Source organism: Porphyromonas pogonae, from assembly GCF_036320655.1.
Taxonomy (GTDB): domain Bacteria; phylum Bacteroidota; class Bacteroidia; order Bacteroidales; family Porphyromonadaceae; genus Porphyromonas; species Porphyromonas pogonae.
Genome location: NZ_CP143258.1, coordinates 2,175,771 through 2,200,735, shown reverse-complemented (window position 1 = coordinate 2,200,735; position 24,965 = coordinate 2,175,771). Strand labels below are relative to the sequence as shown.

Annotated in this window: 15 protein-coding genes; 11 read left to right on the top strand and 4 right to left on the bottom strand. The window is 37.9% G+C overall.

The annotated features are described in order from the left end of the window. Positions 1-382: 382 nt before the first annotated feature. Positions 383-550 (top strand): hypothetical protein, encoded by a 168-nt coding sequence (locus tag VYJ22_RS08685; protein WP_329903591.1) that lies wholly within the window; start codon positions 383-385, stop codon positions 548-550. Between the two features lie 18 nt (positions 551-568). On the opposite strand, the gene VYJ22_RS08680 is transcribed toward VYJ22_RS08685, so the two are convergent. The 4 genes from VYJ22_RS08680 to kdsB form a co-directional block, all read right to left on the bottom strand. Next, the gene (locus VYJ22_RS08680) at positions 569-727 is read right to left on the bottom strand and encodes a hypothetical protein (protein ID WP_329903589.1); all 159 of its coding nucleotides are present in this window, start codon (positions 725-727) and stop codon (positions 569-571) included. 376 nt (positions 728-1,103) lie between these two features. Next, positions 1,104-2,477: a trigger factor gene (tig, locus tag VYJ22_RS08675; RefSeq protein ID WP_329903587.1), complete on the bottom strand. Its 1,374-nt coding sequence runs from the start codon at positions 2,475-2,477 to the stop codon at positions 1,104-1,106. Positions 2,478-2,612: 135 nt separating this feature from the next. After that, positions 2,613-4,601, bottom strand: coding sequence for a DNA primase (gene dnaG / locus VYJ22_RS08670; protein WP_329903586.1), 1,989 nt, complete (start codon positions 4,599-4,601; stop codon positions 2,613-2,615). Then, positions 4,598-5,362 (bottom strand): 3-deoxy-manno-octulosonate cytidylyltransferase, encoded by a 765-nt coding sequence (gene kdsB, locus VYJ22_RS08665; protein WP_329903585.1) that lies wholly within the window; start codon positions 5,360-5,362, stop codon positions 4,598-4,600. Before kdsB ends, dnaG begins: the two co-directional genes overlap by 4 nt. A gap of 97 nt (positions 5,363-5,459) precedes the next feature. Here kdsB and VYJ22_RS08660 point away from each other — a divergent pair, with 97 nt between their 5' ends. From VYJ22_RS08660 to VYJ22_RS08615, 10 genes are all read left to right on the top strand, one after another. Then, the gene (locus VYJ22_RS08660; protein ID WP_329903584.1) at positions 5,460-5,978 is read left to right on the top strand and encodes an NAD(P)H-dependent oxidoreductase; all 519 of its coding nucleotides are present in this window, start codon (positions 5,460-5,462) and stop codon (positions 5,976-5,978) included. 72 nt (positions 5,979-6,050) lie between these two features. After that, complete coding sequence (locus VYJ22_RS08655) at positions 6,051-6,545, top strand: thioredoxin family protein (protein ID WP_329903582.1); 495 nt, start codon at positions 6,051-6,053, stop codon at positions 6,543-6,545. Between the two features lie 322 nt (positions 6,546-6,867). Beyond that, positions 6,868-8,283 carry an Mfa1 family fimbria major subunit gene (locus VYJ22_RS08650; RefSeq protein ID WP_329903580.1) on the top strand — a complete coding sequence of 472 codons (1,416 nt, stop codon included), beginning with the start codon at positions 6,868-6,870 and terminating at the stop codon, positions 8,281-8,283. Between the two features lie 54 nt (positions 8,284-8,337). Beyond that, complete coding sequence (locus tag VYJ22_RS08645; protein WP_329903578.1) at positions 8,338-9,276, top strand: FimB/Mfa2 family fimbrial subunit; 939 nt, start codon at positions 8,338-8,340, stop codon at positions 9,274-9,276. A gap of 26 nt (positions 9,277-9,302) precedes the next feature. Continuing rightward, positions 9,303-11,381 carry a hypothetical protein gene (locus VYJ22_RS08640; protein ID WP_329903577.1) on the top strand — a complete coding sequence of 693 codons (2,079 nt, stop codon included), beginning with the start codon at positions 9,303-9,305 and terminating at the stop codon, positions 11,379-11,381. Further along, positions 11,369-13,138: a fimbrial protein gene (locus tag VYJ22_RS08635; RefSeq protein ID WP_329903576.1), complete on the top strand. Its 1,770-nt coding sequence runs from the start codon at positions 11,369-11,371 to the stop codon at positions 13,136-13,138. The genes VYJ22_RS08640 and VYJ22_RS08635 overlap by 13 nt, the downstream gene beginning before the upstream one ends. 256 nt (positions 13,139-13,394) lie before the next feature. After that, entirely contained in the window at positions 13,395-15,092 is a 1,698-nt protein-coding gene (locus tag VYJ22_RS08630; protein WP_329903574.1) for a thiol-activated cytolysin family protein, read from the top strand. A 658-nt stretch (positions 15,093-15,750) separates the two neighbouring features. Beyond that, positions 15,751-21,924, top strand: coding sequence for a non-ribosomal peptide synthetase (locus VYJ22_RS08625; RefSeq protein ID WP_329903573.1), 6,174 nt, complete (start codon positions 15,751-15,753; stop codon positions 21,922-21,924). Beyond that, complete coding sequence (locus VYJ22_RS08620; RefSeq protein ID WP_329903572.1) at positions 21,917-22,528, top strand: 4'-phosphopantetheinyl transferase family protein; 612 nt, start codon at positions 21,917-21,919, stop codon at positions 22,526-22,528. Before VYJ22_RS08625 ends, VYJ22_RS08620 begins: the two co-directional genes overlap by 8 nt. Next, positions 22,516-24,942: a TonB-dependent receptor gene (locus VYJ22_RS08615; RefSeq protein WP_329903571.1), complete on the top strand. Its 2,427-nt coding sequence runs from the start codon at positions 22,516-22,518 to the stop codon at positions 24,940-24,942. The genes VYJ22_RS08620 and VYJ22_RS08615 overlap by 13 nt, the downstream gene beginning before the upstream one ends. Positions 24,943-24,965 lie beyond the last annotated feature (23 nt).

The following is a 24,965-nucleotide window of genomic DNA, read 5'->3' as shown; positions in this document are numbered from 1 at the left end:
GAAATACATAAGAAATTACACTGATTTACAACACTTTCTAAACTCTATTATTCCTATTATCCCTTATATCGAACTCACGTTATCTTAACTAAAATAGCATCGTGTTTTAACTAAAATAGAGAGCTATAATTTATAGATATCAGGTAAAAAACGAATGGCTCAGAAAGCAAAGTCGCTTCCGGAGCCATTCGTTTTTGTGCAAAGTGTAGATGATGTATATCAAATAGGATGTGGCACCTGTGATCAATGCGGGGTGGTGATCATAACAAACCTTTATTGAGATTAAGATAGGTGATATTTCATTCTTGCTTAGATATCTACATTGTGTTTTTGCCTTACAAAAGCTAAGTAAATAAAACCTCCATCAAGACATTTCTATTTCATGGCAATATACATTGTACTTGATGCTGGAGTGGAGCATGAGCTTATACTTGTAATCGAACAGGGGAGATTTATTGCTATTCCCGTAGGAGGAAATGAGGTAGCTATATCCTACATTATGGTATGCGTAATCATTGATTTTTGTATGTGTAAAGAGCATAATATGTAAACTATAAAGGTTGAATAATTAATAAACTTTTGTGATGAAAATATAATGCGCAGTTGCATTACAAATATACGATCCATCCCGCCGCCTTGTCAATAGGGGATTGTTAAAAAATGTATAAGGAGACCGTTGCATAGCAGGCCAATTGCTTCGTTGCTTGCGAGATTCGCGCTTGGTCATTTACCTGAAGTAAACTCCCTGTGCACTCACTCTTAGCGCCTTGCACTTTACCTTCTCTGCCCGGTCAAAGAGTCTTTTGTCGGCTTTGCCTCCAAAATCCACGAGACTGTTGACTTTTGGAACAGTCTCATAAGGGGTGTGCTCTTTATGTTTAGTGATCTAGCGGTATGGAAGTATCGGGTTATGGATGTATAAGTTCTTTTATCAACCGGTTATTATGGTGAAGGAGGGGGGTATGGGAGCGAATAGTCTGGGTTGGTTGTAACAATAGCGTCATTGGTTATTATATATTTTCCGGGAAAAAAGAGAGCGGAGTGTTGAAGTTTTTGTTCTTCAACACTCCGCTCATCAAAAAGATATCTTTAGTTGAGAAATACTAAGCTTGTTCTTGTTCCTGAATCATTTTTGAGAATTCGTCAGGTGATACCGTCTTTTCATCAAGTGTTACTTGTCCTTTTATTACAGCTGCAAGTTTGTTCTCTACAACACGGTTGGTAAAGTTGCGACGGCTATCTTCTTTTTCCAAAAGAGATTTGGCATAGTTGGCCAATACTTCATCAGGAACAGAGCTCATACCGTACTGGGCAAATTGGCTTTTAGCAACGATGATAGCGAAGTTCTTAACTTCTTCTTCACTTACTTCAATGTTGTTTTTCTCAACGAGTTTATCCTTGAGCATGTGGTAAGTAAGATCTTCTATCATTTTAGGATATTCCTCATCAAGCTGCTCCTGAGTACGCTCAGGGTTGCTCACCTTAAGCCAGCGTTTGAGCAATTCGTCTGGGAATTCCAGTTTACCTGCTTTTTCCATCATTATCTGACGAAGATCAAGTAGGAATTTGTAGTCACTCTCATTATTGAATTGCTCTTGGAAGCCTTCGGTTATTTTGGCACGCAATCCGGCTTCGTCTCTTACTTCGCTTTGTTCACCGAAAGCCAACTTGAAGAACTCCTCATCAATGTCAGCAGGTGTGTGGCGAGATATCGATGTGATCTCAAAAGTAAATTCTTTGTCTTTATAGTTGGCTACTTGCTTTCTGTCTATGCCCAAGAAAGAGCTTAGTTCATACTCGTTACCATCATATGCTACAAAGGGGTTGAAGGTAATCACGCTGTTTTTCTTAGCTCCGATAAACAGTGCTTTTTCCTCTTCTGCTTTGATATATTTGGGTAGTAACATAGCATCCTCTTTCTGGATACCGCCGTCTTTGATTTCACCGTTTTCGAGTTCTGTAAGTATACCCTTTACGATGTCATTTTCTTCTACAGTATCAGCTTCTTCAGACTTGCCGTAGCTGTTTAGCATAGATTCTATTTGAGAAGAAACCATTTCCTCTGTAGGCTCAATGTTGAAATAAGGCACTTTGTCTTCTTTGCCGAGAGCTATCTCTGCTTTGGGTGCGATAGCTACATCAAACTTAAATTCGAAGTCTTCGTCCTTGTTGAAGTCATATTCCTTCTGACCATCTTCATGAGGCATGGGCTCACCCAGTACGGCCAACTTGTTTTCGTTGATATAGTCGTATAGAGCTTTGCCTACTGCCTTATTGATCTCTTCTATCTTAATGCCTACCCCATACTTTTTCTTGATCATACCCATAGGTACATTACCTTTGCGGAATCCGGGTATGTCAGCACGCTGGCGGTAATTACGAAGTGTTTTTTCCACTTCAGCTTCATAGTCTGCTTTTTGAACAGCAACGGTGATAAGAGCCGTTACATCATTTTTATGTTCAATGGATACAGTCATTCTTTTGATATATTTTATGTTTGTATTTAATATTCACTCAACCAACAACGTTAGAGTTAGGACAGGGTTCTAACAATAGCTCGGCAAAATTAGTCTAAAAAAGGGATTTTAGCAAATTACTTCTATATGAACTTGTCATATAATGGTACGATCTCCCAAAGCCTGTGCAAAGGCGGCCTTCATGGAGTTGAGTTCTACCAACTCCTGCATAAGCTCTATGATAAGATCATTATTTCGGGATTGTTGAGCTTCCATGATTTCCTTACGCACTTCGTCTATACATTTGATAATGTAAGCATTCTTGATGGCATATATCTCACGTACGGCTCTCTGGTAGCGAGTTCTCAACATCACTTCCAATTCATTTTCCACTGCTATGCCGGCATGTTTGTGTACCTTGCTCAGTAGATATTTGTCCGAAATCAAATCTGAAGCTACGGATCGGATCTTCTCATTGTGATGATTTACAAAGTAAGAGTCGAGTTTGATATCTTCATTGCCTATGAGCTCCACCGCTTCATTGAGTATCTGAGTAAAGATGGTACTACCGATCTCGATATCGTCAGAGTCGAGCTCTCTTTTTACAAAGGCAGCTAGTCTGATGGGGTATTCGAGAGAGTCTTCATTATCTTTTACAAGGATGTCTTCATCACCGTATTTGATGATCATCCTTATCAACTCCAGCTCATTCCTGTAGGGCCCTTCGTCCACAAGCGCTTCTATGATTTCTTGTTTATCCGGCGTGGCGGCATTGTTTTCTGTGTGTAGTGAGGTCGCGATAGTAGGTGCAGGGGCGGGTTGAGGATGAGATGCCATTCCTCTCTGTATCCTCAGACGTTTTACTTCATTGAATATCAGCTGCTCATCCATGTTGAGTTGCTGGCTGGTATTTTGTATATACACAGCGCGTTCTATGGGTTCAGGGATAAGAGAGATGCTCTTGATGACGTCGTTGATAAGCTGGGCACGTGCCAGTGGATCATTTTCCACATCCTTGAGCAATAGCTGTGTTTTGAAAGTGATGAAGTCTACTTCACTATCTTTGATAAATTGCTTGAACTCTGTGGCACTATGGCTACGTGCGTAGCTATCAGGGTCTTCACCGTCGGGCAGGAGTACTACTTTGATATGAAGACCTTCTTCCAACAAAAGGTCTATGCCCCTAAGAGCCGCTTTGATACCCGCAGCATCGCCATCGTAGAGGACGGTGACGTTTTCCGAGAACCTTCTGATAAGCCTTATCTGTTGTACTGTGAGAGCGGTGCCGGAGGACGATACCACATTCTCGATACCTGATTGATGCATCGAGATCACGTCAGTGTACCCCTCTACCAGAAAACATTTTTCTTCTTTGGAGATTGCTTTCTTTGCCTGAAACAATCCGTACAGTTCCTTGCTTTTGGAGTATATAAGACTTTCAGGTGAATTGACGTATTTGGCTACTTTGTCCTTTTTAGAAAGTATTCGCCCGCCAAAAGCTACAAATTTCCCGCTTATGGTTTGTACGGGAAATATTACACGGCCGCGAAATCTGTCGATAAGCTTATTCTGCTCATTAGGATAGGCAAGTCCCGAGTCTACCAACGCTTTGGTGGAAAATCCTGATTTCAGAGCCTGATCGCTAAAAGCATGTCTGCTATCCGTACAGTATCCGAGATTAAATTTTTCTATTGTATCGGGTCTGATACCTCTTTCTGTAAAATAAGACAATCCTATGAGGCGACCGTCTTCGGTATCGAGAAGTGTTTTATGAAAATAGTCCTTGGCAAATTCATTGACGATAAAAAGGCTCTCACGTTCATTGGCTTCTCTTTTCTCCTCATCTGTTTCTTCTCGTTCCTGGACTTCAATATTATACTTTTTTGCCAGATATTTGAGTGCTTCCGTGTATGACAGTTGCTCGTGTTTCATAATAAAATGAAGGGGAGATCCACCTTCGCCACAAGAGAAACATTTGCATATGTTTTTTGACGGTGATACATAGAATGAGGGGCTCCTGTCGCTATGAAAAGGACATAGGCCCACGTAGCTTACACCTTTTTTGCGCAAGCTTACGAAGTCACTTACTACATCGACAATGTTGGCAGCGTCTATTATTCTTTGTTTGGTAATAGGATCAATCACTTTTGTAAATCAAGGGTTTTGAGCAGGGCAACAGCACGCTCCAAGTCTTCCGGAGTATCAATTCCTATGGTTGATTCTGATGTCTTGATGATACGTATCTTATAGCCGTTTTCGAGCCATCTTAGTTGTTCCAGGCTTTCGGCCTGCTCCAGTATTCCGCGAGGTAAGCTGGTGATCTCTTTCAATACATCACTCCTGAATGCATATAGTCCGATATGCTTATAGTAAGTATGCAAAGAAGCCATATTGGCTGTGCAATCTCTGAAATGAGGGATCACCGACCTGCTGAAATATAGGGCGTTGTTCCGTATGTCCATTACAACTTTGACTTGGTTGGGATTTTGTAATGTCATGTCGGGAACATCAGGGCAATAAGCTTCGGCCAGTGTGGCTATCTGTACTTCTGCCGTGTCGAAAGCTGCTACCAGGTCACTGATTTGTTGTAGATGTATGAACGGTTCGTCTCCCTGAAGGTTTAGTACTATCTCCTCACCTTTGTTCATAATTTGGTAGGCCTCTGCACATCTGTCGGTCCCAGACCTGTGATTGGGCGAGGTCATCACTACTTCTCCCCCAAAATTACTAACCGTATCATATATTCTCTGATCATCAGTAGCAACTACCACTCGGTGCACTACTTTTTTTGCCTGCTCGACTACTCTCCGAATCATCGGTTTACCCAGCATATCGGCAAGGGGCTTGCCCGGAAATCTGGATGAGGCGTACCGTGCCGGGATAATGGCTATTACTCGATTGCTCATAGATGGAATGAATATTCAATAATTGATGATTGAGGATTAATTTATAACTTTCGAGTCGAAATTTATTATAGAGACCTCAAATTGATCACATAAAATTATGAAAACTTTAGTAATTATTACTCACCCTGACTTATCTACTTCGGTAATTAATAAAAGATGGAAAGAAGAACTGGATAAAGCGGGGATAGCTAGCCGAAACCTTTGCGATGTTTACCCTGATGAGAAGATCGATATAGAGGCTGAACATCAATTGTTGGAGCAGTATGATAGAATAATCTTCCAGTACCCCCTGTATTGGTATGCGGCACCTTATATGCTCAAGAAGTATATGGACGAAGTGTTTACTTTGGGTTGGGCTTATGGTGAAGGTGGCGATAAAATGGAAGGGAAAGAGATCGGTGCAGCTGTATCTTGCGGTAGCCCTTCTTCTGCTTTCAGTACTCAGGGTACTCAGTTGCATACATTGGAACATTATTTGTTTGTTTTTGATGGTATCGCAGCTTTTCTCCGCTCAAAATACATAGGCTTCCATGCATTCTATGATACCTATAATCCCCAGGCTCTCTTGTCTCTTGCAGATAATGCGCAAGAGTATGTGCATTGGCTTAAGAAATAAAAATATTGATGACGAAAAACAAATAGTGTATATTTTTCGTTTTATAATATAATCACTTTAAATAAATTTAAAATGCTTAAGAAGAAATTAAAAGTTTCCCTCATAGCCCTGACTATTTTGGGCTCTTTCTATCCTGTATTACAAGCATGTTCGTCAAAAACAGATACAGAAAATCCAAAAGCTGAAAAAGTGATGGCTAAGGCAGATGAAGGAAAAATTATCCATATTGATGCTGCATACATGAAAGAGCATATCTTCGATTATGAAGCTAATGCAACTGAATTTGTGTATAAAGGCAATGTGCCTGCAATTTTGGATTTCTATGCTGATTGGTGTGGACCTTGTCGCTCCCTTTCTCCAAAATTAGAAGAGGTAGCCAAGAAATATGCAGGTAAGCTCATCGTTTACAAGATTAATGTAGATAAAGAGCCGGCATTGGCACAAATGTTTGGTGCAAATAGCATTCCTATGGTGTTATTTATTCCGGTAAAAGGTACTCCTATCCAAACGATGGGTAATATACCTATGAAGGATATAGAAAGTACTATCCAAAAGATTATGAAGTAAGATAATATTTCATTTAACATAATTATTGAGGCGCAACATATTTTTTTATGTTGCGCCTCAACTTTTTTATACTTGTATCTGTTATTACATTAAGAGAGTTTTTAGACACTGATTAATAACATAAAAGACTGAGACCCCCTTCATTGATCTAGATGATTGATGCCCTCTTCCTATAATAAATAGCAACAGTGCTTCTGCTGTTCTATGTTATATATTCTTTACTTCTGAATAATACTATCACAGTATCCTTTTCTTTTTAGGCTATCACTATGGCTTGAGAGGGGAGGGAGTCGTCTTAATTCACAATTAAAATCCTTAAATTATGAAGGCAAAATGTATGCTTACGTTAGGTATTATTGCGTTAAGCTTTTTTTCATGTGGACGAGACAATAATGTACAACCCCAACCTGAACAAACTGGGAATACTTATGTGGGAATGTCAATCAAGTTTCCTAAAAATACTTCATTGAAAGCTACTTCATCTGATTACAATAATGCGGGAACATGGAATGGACGAGACGTTATTAATAATGTTACAGTTTTTCTTGTTGGAAAAGACTACATGAATGCACAGACTTTTGATAAGTCGGCTTTTAAGAATATTAATTCTCAAGGAGTCTTAGAGCCTAATATTGCGCTGAAGGCACAAGCTGGTAAGGAGATCAAGGCGTATGTACTTATTAATGCAACAACATCTTTCATTAACAAATTAAAGGCTGCCGGGTTGGAAGGCTTTGAAAAGGAATATTCCGAGGTTGAGCATGAGTTTACTTTGAATGATGTTGCGAAGTATGACACGTCTACAGGCAAAGATGAGATTATGATGACCAATACTAATGAGGTGAAGATACTGGTTCGAGACAATGTTACCGAGGCTGAAGCCCTTAAACCGGATAATCCTAATATGTTCAAAGTGAATGCGGAGAGAATTGTTGCGAGAGCTATTGTGACATCTCCTCAATCTGCTCAAATTGATAAGAGTGGGGTTCCTTATGTAACGATATCTAAAGTACAATACACCGTGGGTCAGGGAAACAAAAAGGTGTATATGCTGAGACGTACAGATCTACAATCTCCCGGTTACGGATATGTACCTACTAATGGAGACTGGCTTAATAAGGGGAAAATCTACTATGACTATTCACAATTAAATAACCTAATAGCAACAACTACAACACTTGTATCTCCAACACCCGAAACTATAGGATCACTCAATCATGGTAAATTCCTCTTCCCTGTCACTCATCCTGATGCTGAATATAGAAAAGGAAATACCCCTTACATTGAGTTACAGGCAACATTTGCTCCGGTTGGTAATAAACTCGAAAATGGGAAAGCTTATAATCCCGGAGACGATTTGTACATGGGGATATCCGACCGTAAATTCTATAAAACATTGGAGGACGCAAAAGTGGCGATACCCGGACAAAAGGTCTCAACTTTTAAGAAAGGAATTATGAAATATGTTTTGTGGTTGAATCCTGACAATATCACCAATCCAACAATATCACCCGTTGTGAGGAGTAATATATATCATGTAGAGGTAACAGGCTTTAAAGAAGTTGGATTATCCTATAATCCATTAAATCCGGAAGATCCTAAAATGCCTGACGAACCCATTAATCCTATAGATCCTGAAGATCCTTTGTTGAGCTCCAAAACGTACCTTTCTGTCACTATAACAACTGTGCCTTGGGATGTTCATTTCTATAAAGTTGAAGTGGGTAATGGCTATTGATTGGCAATATAAAAAGACTGCGCCTTTTGGGCGCAATACTTAAAAGTAAGTTTTATGAAAAAAAAGATACTTTTTCTGGCTTTCTTCATCATGGCATGTGGATTCCAGAGTTGCGATTCTTGGTTGTACGATGATACGGATCGTTGTTTGCAAGAGATAGACGTATCTTTTATGTCCCAAACTATATGTCAATCCGAACCTACCTATCCTGAGCAAATAAGGGATATCAAGCTTTTTGTTTTTGATAAAGATGATATTTTGGTCAGTTCTTATAACCTCAACAATATTACACTTTCCCCTTCATTTTCTTTTCCTATCAGTGTCAAGGAGGGTAAGTACTCGTTAGTCGCGTGGGCAGGTGTTTCAAATATATTTTTAATTACTGATTGTGTTCCGGGCAAGACTACTAAGAAGGATCTGTATATAAAATTAAACAGAACCATCACTGCTTTTGAGCGATTGATCAGTTTGAATATGTTTGTTGGGGAAAGTAAATCATTCAATGTGTTGAAAGATGATCCTTCTTTTATGGAAAATAAGGTCTCAATCAACTTAAAAGAGCTTACCAATAGGATAAATATAAGATTGGAAGGGGTAATAAATCCCGAAGATTATGAAATCGCAGTCCTTTCTGATAATACATCTTATGCTCTGGATGGTACACTTATCAAGGAAAATTTACCCATGCTGTATCCCAAGCAGGCAAACGTTCAAAATGGCATGTCTGTAACTAAGCTGGGGATATTGAAATTACAGACGGGTCATAACAGTCGTATTATTATTACAAATAAAAAGACCGGGTTAGAAATTTTCAATCATGATTTAGTGGGGATTATTCTCTTGAAAAATCATATAACTAATATAAATCTGGATTGTGTACATGATTTTGACTTAGTACTTACGGCAGCTGATGTCAATGGCAAGTATATCATTGCTCAGATATATATTAATGGATGGCATGTCCATAGTTATAAGATTGATGCTGAAATTTAGTTATAATTGATTATAAGAGTGATATTATGAAGAGAAAAGATATCTTATCGTATGTATTATTGCTCTTTGGTGTGTTTTGGATAAATTCATGTCAGGGTATTGATGACGCAAATATTGTAGATGCGGAAGGAGATACTTATATCACAGTTTCTCTGAGAGGTGCCAATGAAGACAATATCCTTTTTGAGGATAGGGTGAATGAAGTGCGGCTTTTGGCTTTTGACAGTAAAACAGGCCGAGTTCATATAAATGAAAGAATATATTTCCCTGATGGTTTGGACAAAAAAAGTGAATCGATCTTGCTTAGAACAGGGGTATATAATTTCTATGTGATTGCAAATGAGATTAGTGCTCCCCGATGTAAAAAAGGGGCATTTGAATCATCCGGAATTACAACTTTAAGTGAGGCTTTGAGCCGAGTATCACATGAGTCTGATTTGACAACAATGCCGGAGCTTAAAATGGTACTTTTCGAAGAACGCGCTCAATATGAGAATCCCAAGATACCATCTAAAGAACGAGGCTTTTTGATGTCTTCAAAAACAGATGCATCGGGATTGACTCTTGTTAGAAATGTTGTTATTTCAAAGGGGGGGACTATTAGAAATCCTCAGCCATTGGAAAGTTGTACCAATGGAAAAGTTATGGAGTTGGTTAGGAACTCGGCTAAAATAAGTATTGAGTTGGCACAATCACCTGCCGCTCGTAAAAGCAACATTGTAGTGAAAAAAATACAGATTGCAAGGTTTCCGTTGGATTATAGCCTTGTGCCAATAACCAATCCGTATGATGAAGAAGATTGGGGGCTTACTTTTGAGGTGGAGAGAGTAACTTTACATAGTTATCTCCCGTATAAGTATATCTTAAGTGGGCCACAGGATAATCCCACAGTAGAGACTGTGAGTGGTGTAAATCCTATATTCTTTTATGTTCCAGAGTATATATATGATGGGGAAAATCGGATATTTATGAACATTACGATTGGTAAATTAGGAGATGATTCGAAGAATATGTCCTATCAAGTTTCAGTGGGCGAAGCCAAACCCTCAGAATTTTCCATTCTGAGAAATCAGTCTTTAAACTACAATATATTGGTTAAAGCTTTGCCGGAGGCTCCTGAATCCCAATTGATAGTATTACCCTGGACCAATCGGGGCGTTGATGTACATCTCGGTAATATTTATCTGAATGCTGAAAATACTGTGATTATGTATTGTCGCACAGATATTGGAAATTACCCTACATTATCTCCCGAAGAAGCTCAGAAACTTAAGGATCAGCGCAATCCTCCTTATTATTATAAGTATAGCAGTAATATTCCGGATGAGATGATTTCTTTTGAGGTGGAAGAGCCTTATAAATCTATGTTGAAAATAGAAAAAATAAGCAATGGACTACTTAAACTCAAAGGAGATCAATTTCCTGAATTTTCTGCTCGTAGAGACGTATATTTCAAAATAAAGGCTGGAGCTATAACCAAAAGAGTCAAAGTGAGGCAAATACCTCTTATAGAACTTTTGCCTGACAATCCCAATGTAATCATGGTATGGCCGGGACACGAGCTTTATAATAATGCGAGAAACAATATGGGGGTATTCGACAAAACACCTATTCCGACTCCGAGTGATCCTTATCCCCGCCTTTATCCTCGAATAGAAATATACGCTAATGATTATTCCGGGGCATGGGAGCAGGTTGCAGGACGTCAAGTTGACGAAAGTTCCGAACCAGCTAAAGTATCTGTAGCATTGTCATCTTCGTCTTGTGAGAATTTGGGATACGGATGGAGAATGCCCACGATATTAGAACTCAAGATGATTTATCAAGCTTGGGGGCATTATCGAAATAAGTCAGATTATCTCAACACAAAACCTAACCCTTATAAAAACTTTCATGAGGGTTATACGTATTGGTCACGTACTATTGATTCTTATAAAGACTATTATGGTAGAATGGGTGTTGTAGACATTCAACAATTTCAATTTGTCAATAATGCACAGGTTCCGAGTGAAAAATCTTCTTTTAAAGATTCAGTCCGTATTGTCCGATGTGTAAGAGATTATTTAGGAAGTGAAAATTATTATCAAAACTTATGGAAAGGTTAAGTATGAAACTCAAATATATTGGGATATTAGGCTTTGTGCTATTGTTTGCTTCCTGTACCCATAGTGATTTTCGTGAACCCAAAGTTCCCGATACCACTATTTCCATAGATATTATTGTACCCGGGCAGAGAGCTGATCATATGAGAGCACAAGCTCATGACAATAGTATACAGGATATCACTCTTTTTCTATTTGGCGAAAATGGAGCCTTGATCAAGAAGATAGATGTTTCCGGATCTGATAATATTCATTTCAAGTCTAATATCCCTGAAGGTGGTGCGGTTTATCAGGTGAAGATACCTTTTGAGGCAAATCCGTCTGTAAGAAAAGTCCATTTTATAGCCAATGCTAGCACCATCGCTAATTTGGCAAGTGTAAACTCGGAGTCTGATATTAAGACACTAAAAAAATCTGTTTCGAATGGTAGTATCTCTGCCCCTTTTCCCATGTGGGGATTATTTTTGACACCTTCAGGTATTGTTGCTGATATGGCTGTTAATCAAGTGCGGCTTCTTAGATGTGTATCCAAACTCACAGTGGATATTACCGAGAGTGCCAGGAAATACTTTTTTATAGAGTCTATCGGCTTGTATAATATCGCTTCTTCGGGATTAGTTGCACCTAAAAATATAAATGTTCCATTGGAGATCGGAAGCCCTGTTACTGAACAGAATATTCCGTCGGATGCATCTATCTCTTCGTTATCACCTTCGCTTCCTTATGTATCCAAAGAAGCTTCTCCGTTGTATTTCTTCGAAACATACAATGGAAATACAATTAATGATAATTCACAAAGACCTTGTCTGATTATTAAGGCCAAATATCCATATTCCATACCAACTGCTAAAAGCTATTATTATAGAATAGATTTGATATCTCCTGTTACGAATGCTTATATATCCAATCTGCGCAACTACCATTATGCCTTCAATATTTTATCGGTTTTAGGAAAAGGTTTTGACACGCTTGAAGAGGCTTTAAAAAGTAAAGGGGCCAATATCTTCAATCCCCTTGAAGTACAGGTCACGGTTTCCGAAGAGTATAATAGTGTCAGCACAAATGGTACATATCGGTTATTATTGACACAGGCTGATACGGCATATCTTGATGTAAATAATAAGTTGGTAGTTACAGGTACTACAAATTATCCTATCAAAAGCATCAATGATATTGATATAAAGCCTATTCAAGATGTCGGTTTTCCGGGATGGCTTACTAAGGTAGAATTATTTTCTGCCATATCATATGTGTCAGGAGAAAATAAATTTGCTGTATATGCTTCGTTTGGAGATATTGCTTCCCTCAAAACACTCCCTCGTGGATCAAGAACTTTTTATGCAGCAGTAAGAGTTGGAGGTTTGGAACAAATTATCCCTTTTACACAATCTCTTAATGAATTCATATTTTATGGTAGTCAAAAACAGCAAGCATCTGACGGCTCATTTTATTATTACACAAGAAATGAGGTGTTTATGAATCATACAGTGGATGCTATACTCAAGTGGAAATCTCTGAAAGATAGACCTTCTAGTATAAAAGTTACATTTGAGGCTCCTTCGTATTCTCAGTTTATTGCATTGAATAAGGAAAAGATATTCAATGTGGATCCCTCTGAAGATTTTCTGAAAATTCCGATTCATTTCCCTGTGAATCCCTCGGAAGAGAATCAGTATAAAGAAATAACTGTAACGGTGTCATCTGATGGTTTTATCACAGGAAAACTCATTATTCATCATGTAATGGGTACTCAATTGTAAATTTTACATATAATTGATTTATAGTTGGAAAATCACCTGTGCAAATAATCTTTTTGGGATGTAGCTATATCGTTGAGATTTGTACTAAGATTACGAGGTTTTGTGTAAAAGCGGTTGTTTTTTGACCGAAAAGGAATAATCTTGATGAAATGGCATTTGCCATTTCGTCAAGATTATTATATATTTGTTGATAAACCTGTATTTATCCAGCCTTCTTAGGCTAAAAGTATATTAACCATTAAAACCTTTAATTTCTATGAAAAGGAATTTAATCTCTTTTTTATCCCTTGCTGTTTTATCATTTAGTTTGGGTAGTTGTAGCGCAGATAGGGGGCCCGGTAATTCCGGAGACAAAAACAACAACCGAATCATTACCAATGCATTGCACATCAAAGATTATCTTAATGGATTGCAAAACCCTCCGGGCCTAAGAAGCGTTAATGAAGGCTCATTACCTAATGGCAATAAGCCTGCTCCCGTTTCGGAACCTGTAGTCGTGAAACGTGAAAATGCCAATGTAAATGGCATTCCCGGTTTTTGGGTTACTACCAAGAGAGACTACAAACTATCTCAAATGTTTGATGAGACTATTTTACTTGACCCTACAGTAGACATTTTGTACCCCGGCTGTGTGATCAAAGGAAGCACTATTGCTGATGGTACATATGCTGCCGTGAGTGATTGTGAAGTGGGGGATGTTACTTTCTCAATCAGTAAAGTCCTTGACCCTAAAGAAAAGCCTGAATCTGTGACCAAAACTGTGCGCAACATACGCATGAGTGATTATCGTCAGCAATTCAATGAATGGGCACGTCTCAATTACAAAGAAGGTGCGGTAACTGCTATGCATAGCTTAGAGTCTGTAGAGTCTAAAGAAGAAGCCTTGCTCAAAATTGGTGCTAGCTTCAAACATAAGATGGTAGATGTTGCCGGTAGTTTGGGTTTTGATTTTAATAAATCAGAAAATCACATCCTAGCCAAATTTATTCAGAAGCAATATTCTGTGACGATGGATGTGCCCAAATCTCCTACAATTTTCTCAAAAGTGGATACTCAATATATCAATACTTATAAGCCGGCTTATGTGAGCAATATCAATTATGGTCGCATGATCTTTATGAGTATCGATACTAAGCACTCTTTGGCTGAAGTGCGCACAGCTCTCAATGTTGCTGTAAAAGTTATGGATGCTAAGGGGGAATTGGACCAAAAATACAAGAAAGTTTTGGAGGATAGTAAAATCAATGTTACCGTTATCGGAGGAAGTGCCAGTATCCATAATGAACCACTTACAAATGGCTGGAAAGGCTTCTTGAAATTCATGACTGCCAAAGTGCCCATGCAAGAGATTACTCCCATCAGCTTCTCTATGCGTTATGCTTCAGACAATTCCTTGGCACGTGTAGTTGCCTCTACCGAATACTCTGTAACTCGCAGAGATTTTGTCCCGGAATTTGATAAGATTGGTATTGTTGTAAATATGGATGCTTTGAAAGCCAATGGAAGCGGCCTAACAGAAACCGGACAATTTGAAGTTTATGGAAAAGGATGGGCTTCTGTCGGTGGCGTTACAGCAGAGTTTTTCAATCACAAAAGAGACAATTATATCAACCTAAACAAAGGACAACTTGTTTCGCTCAAAGAGCCTAATACCGTTATCACTATTACTAAGCCCAAAGATATGTCATTTGAAGAATTTGTACGTACTCGTTTGAAATTCTACACTCATTTATATGATAATGATCATCCGGCAAAAGACAAAGATTACGGGGAGTTCTATCAGGAACGCTCTATTGCCGATTTGGTAACATTAGTTAAATCGGAAGATCCTCACTTTGTTATCGGATCCAACGGACGTGGCGTTAGCATAGAGGCACATATCAAAGTAGCTGAAATATACTACATGAAAGGAAATACCAAACTTAAAAGCATCGGGATAGCGAATGCTAATTAGAATATGGTATAGTAAAAGATATTAACCTCAAATAACCGGCATTCCCATACGGGATATGCCGGTTTTTTATTGATTATCCGGGAATGAGACTCTTTTACTATGATTATATTGCTATACCAGATGGATTCAGTTTTATTATTAATTCAAGGGTAATTGAAATTTATTTGAGTGTTTGTATTCTGCCTTATTTTCTTAGTTACCCTTCATTATTTTTCTAGTTAGGTTTTAATAATTTTCTAACTAGGGATTTTGAAATTGCTAGTTAAGAAAATATCGGAGCTTAGTTAGAAAAATATTAAAACCTAGTTAGAAAAATATGGGATACAAGTTGGGAGCAAAAAGATTAATGGTTATTATTGATCCCCAATGCCATTATCATGTCTGCATAGGAGTATTTCTTCCCCAGAACTGTTTTATCTCATTTAAAATGCATATTTCCATTAATAATATGTAGGTACAGAGAACAGTGTTTTCTGTCCTTTATAAAAGAACGGGTTTGCTTTGGTGTTCTTTTATCGCAAGTTTTGGCTGGTATTATGTATTGATTTATACGTTTTTATATTTTACTGATTAATAGATCTCGTCTGTTTTAAATACATATTCATTGGTATTGTGTATTAAGGCAACAATCAGGAAATTTGTTAAAAACAAAACCTGAATGCTAATTAATTTATTACACGAAGCAGCAATAAACACTCCGGAAAAAGGTCTTATAGTAGTCAATCATGGTAAACAAGATCTTTTCCTTTCATACAAAGAATTATATTTTAAGAGCTGTAAAATAGCACATGTATTAGTGCGAGATTTAAATATTAAGCCAAAATCCAAGATAATAGTTTCCGTAGACACGTCTGCAGATTTCATTTTACTTTTTTGGGCTAGTGTAATGGCTCGTTGCGTACCTGTACTAATGCCTTCGGTGCTGCAGAAAGATAAAAAAGGTATTGCTTGTGAGAGGTTAAAGAATGCCTTTCGGTTTTTGGACTCTGCCATTCTTATATCTAGTGATAGAGAATTGGTTCAGGAATACCAGAATCATAATAAGGATGCCTTCTATGCCGGAGAGGTTATTAACCAAGCTGAAATTCAGAATGATTTTCTACCCTTATATCCCAACGATACGGAGGAGGATGAATTGGTTGTGGTACAGTTCTCTTCCGGTAGTACCGGCTGTCCCAAAGGGGTAATGCTTAGCAGTAAAAATATTATTACAAACCTAAGGATGAAAACTATGGCGGACAATATTATTTCTGATGATATCCTTATTCATTGGATGCCTTATTATCATGATTACGGTTTGTTTGGCAATCATCTCTTGTCCGTATATAATTGTATTACGGAAATCAAAATAGAACCATTTACTTATTTACGAGATCCACTCATTTATTTACGTAAGATAACTGATTACAAGGTTACTATTTGTGGAGGTACTACTCCCTCCGGATTAGAAATATTGATAAGTAAGATGAGTAGGCATGATGGTATTGATTATGACTACGACTTATCCACAGTAAAAACCCTTTCTATAGGGGCCGAAATGGTGCCCTCTAATTTGTATGCAGGTTTGGACCCACTATTCAGGTTAGGACTTGATAGAGCTGCCTTTCGACCTGGGTATGGTATGGCCGAGACTACATTGATTATATCTACAACTACACCGGGACAAGGAGATAAAACAATCCGAATCAACCGTGATCTATTTTATAAAGATATAATCCGATTGGCATCTGGGCGAGAGTCTTTTTGCGAATTTGTGAGCGCAGGCCAAATTCTACCGGGATTGGAAATGCGCATTACGGATGGTGGTACGATTGAGCAGGCACCCATGGTATTAGGTGAAATACAAGTAAGAGGTGATTGCGTGATGAAAGGGTACTATAACAATGATGTTGCTACTGCGGAAGTTTTGCATGATGGATGGCTCAGTACGGGAGATCTAGGTTTTTTAGACTCTGATAATATCTTGTATATCGTGGGGCGAAAGAAGGAAGTTATCATTGTCAATGGGCAAAATTATCACCCCTTCGATCTGGAGTCATGTATTCTTGATAGATTTTCTTCTCATATAGAAAAATCTGTTTTTACATCCTTTTATTCTCAAGAGGAAAAGCGTGAGATTGTGCTTCATTTCCTTATTTCGTCTACCAACCTATCTGATGTACAATTGGCACATTTGGCAGATGATTGCAATGACTTTCTTTTACAAAAAGTCGGCTTTATGCCAGAAGTAACCATGAATATCAAAAAGGGAGATATTCCCAAAACCTCAAGCTCCAAAATAATGCGTAGAGCCATGGCACAGTATTTTGAGCAAGGGAAATATACTGATTTTATTATTGCACAAAAAAATAAAAACCAAAATATGGACTATAAGAACTTATTACAGGGGATATGGAATAAAGCGTTGGAAATCTCTTCCGAAATAAAATTAACAGACAACTTTTTTGCTCTTGGGGGTGACTCTATCAGAAGCGTTGTTGCGGTGTCTGCAATAGAAGAGAGACTAGACATAAAGCTTGAAAATAGCTTTTTTTATAAATATCCTTTGTTAGGTTCACAAATAGAATATTTTGAGAAATTATTTACCACAGATATACAATCTCCTGCAAATGAATATGAAATGTTGGTACGAGAGTTTATCTGTGAGGAACTTTGTATTCCGTTTGAGGATTTGAATTATACAGAATCATTTATTTCCAAAGCTACATCTTTTGCTACAGTCCATAAAGTGATGTTGAAAATTACAGAAGTCTTTGACCGTATAGCATTGGATGATATTCAGGACAAAAGCACTGTAAGAGACATCGCAGGTACAATCAAGATGCGTTATTACAGCGATCAGGGGCAATCTTTTCCTTTGATGGATTTTCAGGAGACTCTATTTTATCACAGTAAAAGTTTTATTCGTAATGAACCTACGGGGCTTAGTTGTTACATAATTTGTAGAGCCCATATATCAGGGAGATTTGACGTACCCGTTTTGGACGAAACATTGAATTACCTTATTTCTTGTCATCCTTTATTACATTCTGTGCTTTGGGAAGAATCCGATAATCCTGAAATGATAACCTTACCGAATTACCCTGCTTTTAAGACCCGATATGAAGATATAAGCTCTATGAGCAAATTGCAACAGGAATATTTCTTCAAAGCCAAGGATGTATCTACTCATGATTATCGTTTTGATCTAAAAAAATATCCTCTTTTTTATTGTGAAGTATATAAAACAAGAGAAGATGAATATGAATTGATAATTCATCTCGATCATCAAATTATAGATGGGTTTAGTTTCTTTCAGTTTATTCAGGAGCTATCCTCTGTATACGATCTGTTTTTGAAAGGTGAGAAGCCTAAGAGTGTACCGGAAAAAGGTCTCAACTTCTCGGAATATGTATTTGTGGAGAGATTCAGAAGGCAAACAAAGCGTTATCAAAATGCCATGGATTTCGCCTTGAAGATATTTAAAAATTTGCCGGAAAAAATCTCGCTTCCCATGAAGCAGAAGCCATCATTGATAGGTGATGTGCATTTCAATACTTTGCATACCGAACTTTCTCCTCAATTGATGATTAAGGTTTTGGATATAGCGCATAATACTGAAGGAATCTGCCTGAATTCATTATTGATGGCATGTTATTTTAAGTTGATGAATTTGTGGTCGGGACAGAATGACCTTATTATCAATATGCCTGTTTTCAACCGTGAGCAACATTTACCCGGAGCAAGAAACATCTTAGGTAGTTTTCTGGATATATTCCCTGTACGCATCCAAACATCTCCTCAAGAATCTATTATAGCTATAGCTCGTAAGATAGAAACCTTTGCTCGTGTCATGCTTGAGTATCCTATTTCATCTATCGATCTTTCGAGAAGGATTGCCGAGCAGGAAGGACTGAAACAAAGTTCTCTCAGCGCCATTATTTTCAGTAACTCTATCAATATGCTTCCTTCTGGCATTAGCCGTTCTTCGGAGAACTTTATTATTAATGCCCCTTATGTCCAAACAGGTGCTCCGGGAACTTACATAGATCTTGTGATGTATACTTGGGAGGAGAAATGGTGTTTCGATTGGAATTATGTCAGAGAGTTGTTTGACTCTGAATTTATCAATCAACTTTCGGATCAGCTTACTTCGATCTTAAACCAGTTGGTTGCTGAAGATAATTGTCAGGCTTTAGCTGATCGATCATGCGCTGATATTCTTTCGAATTCATACAAAGATTTGCTGGAATGTGTTAATAAAACCCATCATGCTTATCCTTACAGATGCATCCATGAACAGATCCATGATATTGTAAAATTATATCCCCATAGAGAAGCTGTTTCCTTCGGAGAAACTTCTTTGACTTATAAACAATTCTGGGGTAAGGCCAATCAGATGGCTCGTTTTCTGCGAGGATTGGGCGTCGATAGTAATGCTAAGGTGGTATTATTATTGAATAGGACTATTGATTTACCTATAGCACAGTTAGCAATTATGATTGCGGGTGGGGCATATGTTCCTATTGACCCTTCGTACCCTTCTGATAGGATTAAATATATGATAGACGACTGTGGTGCTGAGATCTTGATTACTCAAGGGATTCACGTCGAAAATATAAATAAGTCGGCAACATCGAAAATTAAATCTTGCATCTTGCTCGAACAAGAAAATGTTACATTGCCCGACTTATACGTAAAATACACATACAAGGACATTGAGTTGTGCTCCACAGACGATGTTGATAGAAAAGGAGTTCCTGAAGATCTCATTTACATGATATACACTTCGGGGTCTACGGGACAACCCAAAGGAACGATGTTGAGGCATTGCAACGTTTCTAATTTCTTGAATTATGAAAAAGAAGCTTTTGAGGTCAATTGTGAAAAACGTTTTGCCTTGATTACATCATATTCTTTTGATATGACTGTAACATCTAATTGGCTTCCTTTTATCTCCGGGGCTTCATTACATATTTTGTCTGATAACGATACTAAGGATATTGAGGTCCTGTTGCATTTTATTGACGATAAGCGTATCAACTTTTTGAATGTAACACCCTCGCATTTTTCTATGCTTGTCAATACAATGGGCTTCTTGGAAAGGCCGGTCTCTTTGTCTCCCGTTATGACTGTGATGCTAGGAGCTGAGATCATCAATGTCCCTGATATAAACAGATGGCTTGAGTATTATCCGCAACATCGATTTATCAATGAATACGGACCTACGGAAACTACAGTAGCTTCTACATTTTTCCCTATTCCCATCGAAAATGACGGGAAATGTCATTTAACCACTGTACCCATCGGCAAACCAATATACAATACTCAGGTCTATGTTCTCAATGATGATCTCAAATGTACCTTGCCCGATGTCCCCGGTATATTATATATTGGAGGGGCGGGCGTTGCATGCGGTTATCTAAATAAGGAAGAGAAAACCAAATCGGTTTTTATCCCCAATCCTCTCACGGGAGATAACAATGATATCGTATACAACACTGGGGACTTGGTGAAGATGACTGTGACCGGAGATATTGTTTTTGTGGGGAGAAAAGATTTTCAAGTAAATGTAAAGGGCTATAGAATAGAATTGGGAGAGATTGAAAACTCTATGCTGAGTGTACCTGAAATTACGGAAGCTTGTGCTGATGTTCAATATGATATAAATAAGCAACCTGTAGTGGTGGCATTTTATGTTTCTTCCACAGGAATAGATTTAGAAGATAAATATATCATGCAGATAATACAAGCCCAAATACCTCATTTCATGCTTCCTTCTGCTATGATGAGACTGCAGCAGATACCTATATCAGCCAATGGCAAGACGGACAAAAAGCTTTTGCCCCATATCGCAGACCTAAAGCAAAACTTGATAAAGAGAAATGTGATAGAGCCTAGAAATCATGATGAAGAAACAATGGCTCATATCTGGAAGAAGGTTTTGGGATTGCCTGAAGTAAGCATAAAAGATAATTTTTGGGAAGTAGGTGGAGATTCGATTAGATCTGTACGATTGATCAAAGAGCTCAAAGAGGCTGGTTTTACTGATATCAAACTCAAAGATCTTTTTGAAAAACCAACCATTGAGCTTTTAGTAGGGAATAAATCAGAAGAAGAGGTTGAAAACATTGTATGTATTAAGAAGTCTGATAATCCATACGCCCGCCTGATTTGTTTGCCATACGCTGCCGGAACACCCGGTATGTACAATGTGTTTGCGGGTAATTTTATTGATGGTGTTGACTTATACTCAGCACAATTTCCGGGACATGGCGATGATAGAGATCTTAAAAGCACAGTCGAGGAGGTGTCTTTACTTTTGGTTAGTGAAATTGAGAAGCTGAGAGATAACGTACCTCTTTTTATCTTAGGTTATTCCTACAGCTGCTATATTGCCTATGACATTTGTAAAATATTGGAAGGGAAAGGGGCTTCTCTGTCTGGTGTCATTATGATTGGAGGTACACCTCCGACATTGAGAGACGATCTGATGCAGTTTTTTTCCGGTGATGATGATAATCTTTCCGATTACACTGCAGCTGCAGTACTACTCAATGAAGAGGTGATAGCGACTTTATCAGAAGATGAAAGGCTCGAATACATTCATGAGCTTAGAGTAAATACCAAAGCTATGGTAAAATATGAATTTCATAATACCAAGCTCAAAACACCTTTATACTCAATTGTGGGACGTGAAGAAGAACCCATAATCAGAGAGAATCAAGAATTATGGAAAGATTATTTTCAGGAAATTCATTTTAATGAGCTACCCGGAGGGCATGTGCTTATTAATAAATACCATGCCGAACTTGCCCAAACAGTAATCCGATTTACCAAAGCCAATGTATAGTTTTTCTTTGCCTTTATCTCCAAGCTTGTCGGCAATACTTTTGGCTGATGATTTTTTCCCTGATATGTGCGATTTAGCTGAGGGAGAAAAGCTGATTGTGCAAAGTTCATGGTCAGCTTCAAGACTCAAAACATTTATTTTAGGACGTATTGCTGCTCGGTTGGCTTTATCAAGATTAAAAATTGAAAACAAAAGCATTTTGAAAGGGCAATATGGTGAGCCCGTATGGCCCGCACATATTGTGGGTTCAATATCACATAAAGAAAATATTGCCATTGCAGTTGTTGCAAATAAGGATGATTATCTTGGAGTAGGTGTGGATATTGAAGATGCATCTATAGAGCTATCTCAGAAAGAATGCTTGCTATTCTGTACAGATAATGAAATTCAAAATATCCGGAACCAATCTCAAATTCCAATCAATATTTTTTCTCGTAAGGAGGCTTTCTTCAAAGCTTTCTTCTCTGCTTATCATAAATTATGTGATTGGAAAGAATTAGATGTGCTTTCGCCTCGTGTGTCACATATTCACAAAATTGATTTTCAATTATTTCTGCATAATCAATTCCTAATAAACTTATGTCTTATACAATGCAAAGATTAAAATTCGCTTTATTTTTTATCGGAGTTCTATGTTTTTCTACACTGTCATGGTCTCAAATTATTTTATCGGGACATGTAGTAGACAAAAATACTAAACAGCCTATCACAGGAGCCTCCGTATATATTAGAAAGTGTAATATCGGAGACAATACAGATCATACCGGCAGTTATAATATAAGAATTCCCCAAAAAGGGATTTATGAGGTAGAGATATCTCTGTTGGGTTATAAACCTGTAAAAAGATCTATTACCATCAATCAGAGCATTATAAAAAACTTTTCTTTGGAGAGTTCTTCTTTTGATCTAAACGAAGTCGTTGTAAGCGGGTCTTCTCAAAAAGCTGAAATCAATAGAATACGCAAGGGGCCTATGGCTGTAACTATGGTAGACGGAGCTGCATTGAGAGGAAGATCAAGTGGCATAGAAGAGGTCTTGAACAGAGCTTCAGGTCTAAAAGTAAGAAAGACGGGAGGTTTGGGTAGCTCTTCTCGTATTTCTATACATGGATTGGAAGGGAAGCGCGTAGCGGTATATATCAATGGTTTTCCTTTAAACAGTCCTGACGGTTCGTTTGATATCAATGATATTCCCATTGATGTTATCAAATACATTGAGATATATAAAGGCATTGTTCCTGCTGAATACGGAAGCGACGGGCTAGGAGGTGCTATCAATGTCGTTACTCGTGAGGATGAGTGCGACTTGGTAGGTTTTACGCAGGAGTTTGCTTCTTTTGGCACGTCAAAAACATTGGTTAGCGGACGAAAGATATTTGAAAAACCGGGTATACAACTTAGTCTTGGCTTTTTCAGAAATCGGTCCAATAACAATTACAAGATGAAATACCCGATCTATGAGACGAATTTGCCCCCTTCGGCATATCGTACAGTTAGGCGAAACAATGATTATTATACTTCCACTTTCTATCATTTAGGATTGGCTTTTACAAAACTTTGGTTCGATAAAGTAGAGCTAGAGTGTGAATTCTACAATAATAAGAAAGGAATACAGGCGTTGGATTTTGATTCTCAATGGGCTCATACCTATGGATCCAATATAATGCCGTCTTTCAAACTTGAAAAAGAAAATTTTATCCTCAAGGGCTTAGATCTGAAATCTTCTCTCGTATTGCCTATTGTCAATACGCATCTTGTAGATACAGCAACATCCAAACGCCAATGGGATGGTACAGTCATCAATGCCGTTGGAGAAACCCCTGAAAATATCTTTAATATGTCTGATGATAGAACTTTCGAAGCAAGACATAAATTAAATCTTAAATATAAAATCAATTCCCGGCATACTATCAATCTAAATAATCAGTTTACTTATTCCAATTATAAGCCCAGAGACAGCTATATGGCAGAGTATTTAGGCTTTGATCCCAGCGTTTTTCCCAGCAAGATGAAAGGGAATGCATTAGGTTTGGCTTATGAATATTCATCAAAAGACAGCAGAATCCAAAACTCCCTGATGTTCAATCTTTTTTATATGAATTCCCAAATTTATCATACGGCTGATAAGATAACCAAGGATGGGCAGGGTACTAAAATAATTCCGAAAAATACACATGTCAATGACTTTTATTACAGCATTGGTAATGGGATTAGTTGGGAATTTATCAGAGGGCTTAGGGCCAAGCTTTCATTATCACATAATGTAAGGCTACCGGTAGCTCATGAACTTTTTGGAGATGGTATTAACATCAAGCCCTCCACAAATCTAAAACCGGAGATTAGTAATAATATCAATGGAGGGGTGATAATAGATCGCAATAACTTTCTTGGTCTATATAGAATGCAATTAGAAGCAAATCTATATTATATGCATATCAGTGATATGATAAGTCTTTTCCCGGCAGACTTGCGTATGGCTTACATTAATTTGGGAAAAACACAGATCGCAGGCTTTGATTGCGATTTGAAAATGGATTTTACTCCTAAAATTTATGGATATTTCAACACAACTTACCAAGATATTCGGGATAAGATGAAATGGCAGAACCAAAACAACAACATCGAAAATCCTACATATAATAAACATGTACCCAATATCCCTCAATTCTATTTCAATTACGGACTTGAGTATCATACTTCAGGGTTCTTAGGACATAAGGAATTGTCTCGTATTTATTTCGATGCCTCTTATGTGCATGAGTTTGATTGGGCGTGGAGGATGAGTAATCTTCCCGACCAAAGACAAAAATGGCTTATTCCGGCCAGCCATATCATGACAGCCGGTTTCCAACAATCATTTTGGGATAATAAAATATCCTTGGGTGTTGAGTTGGAAAATATTTTCAACAAAGAGCATTACATGGAATTTAAGAAGCCTCTGCAAGGACGCACTTTTAAGATCAAATTAAGATTCAATTGGTTCAGCGACGATTCGTCAGGAGGAGCAATGAGTTTGTAGTTCAACTTATAAATAATTTAAAC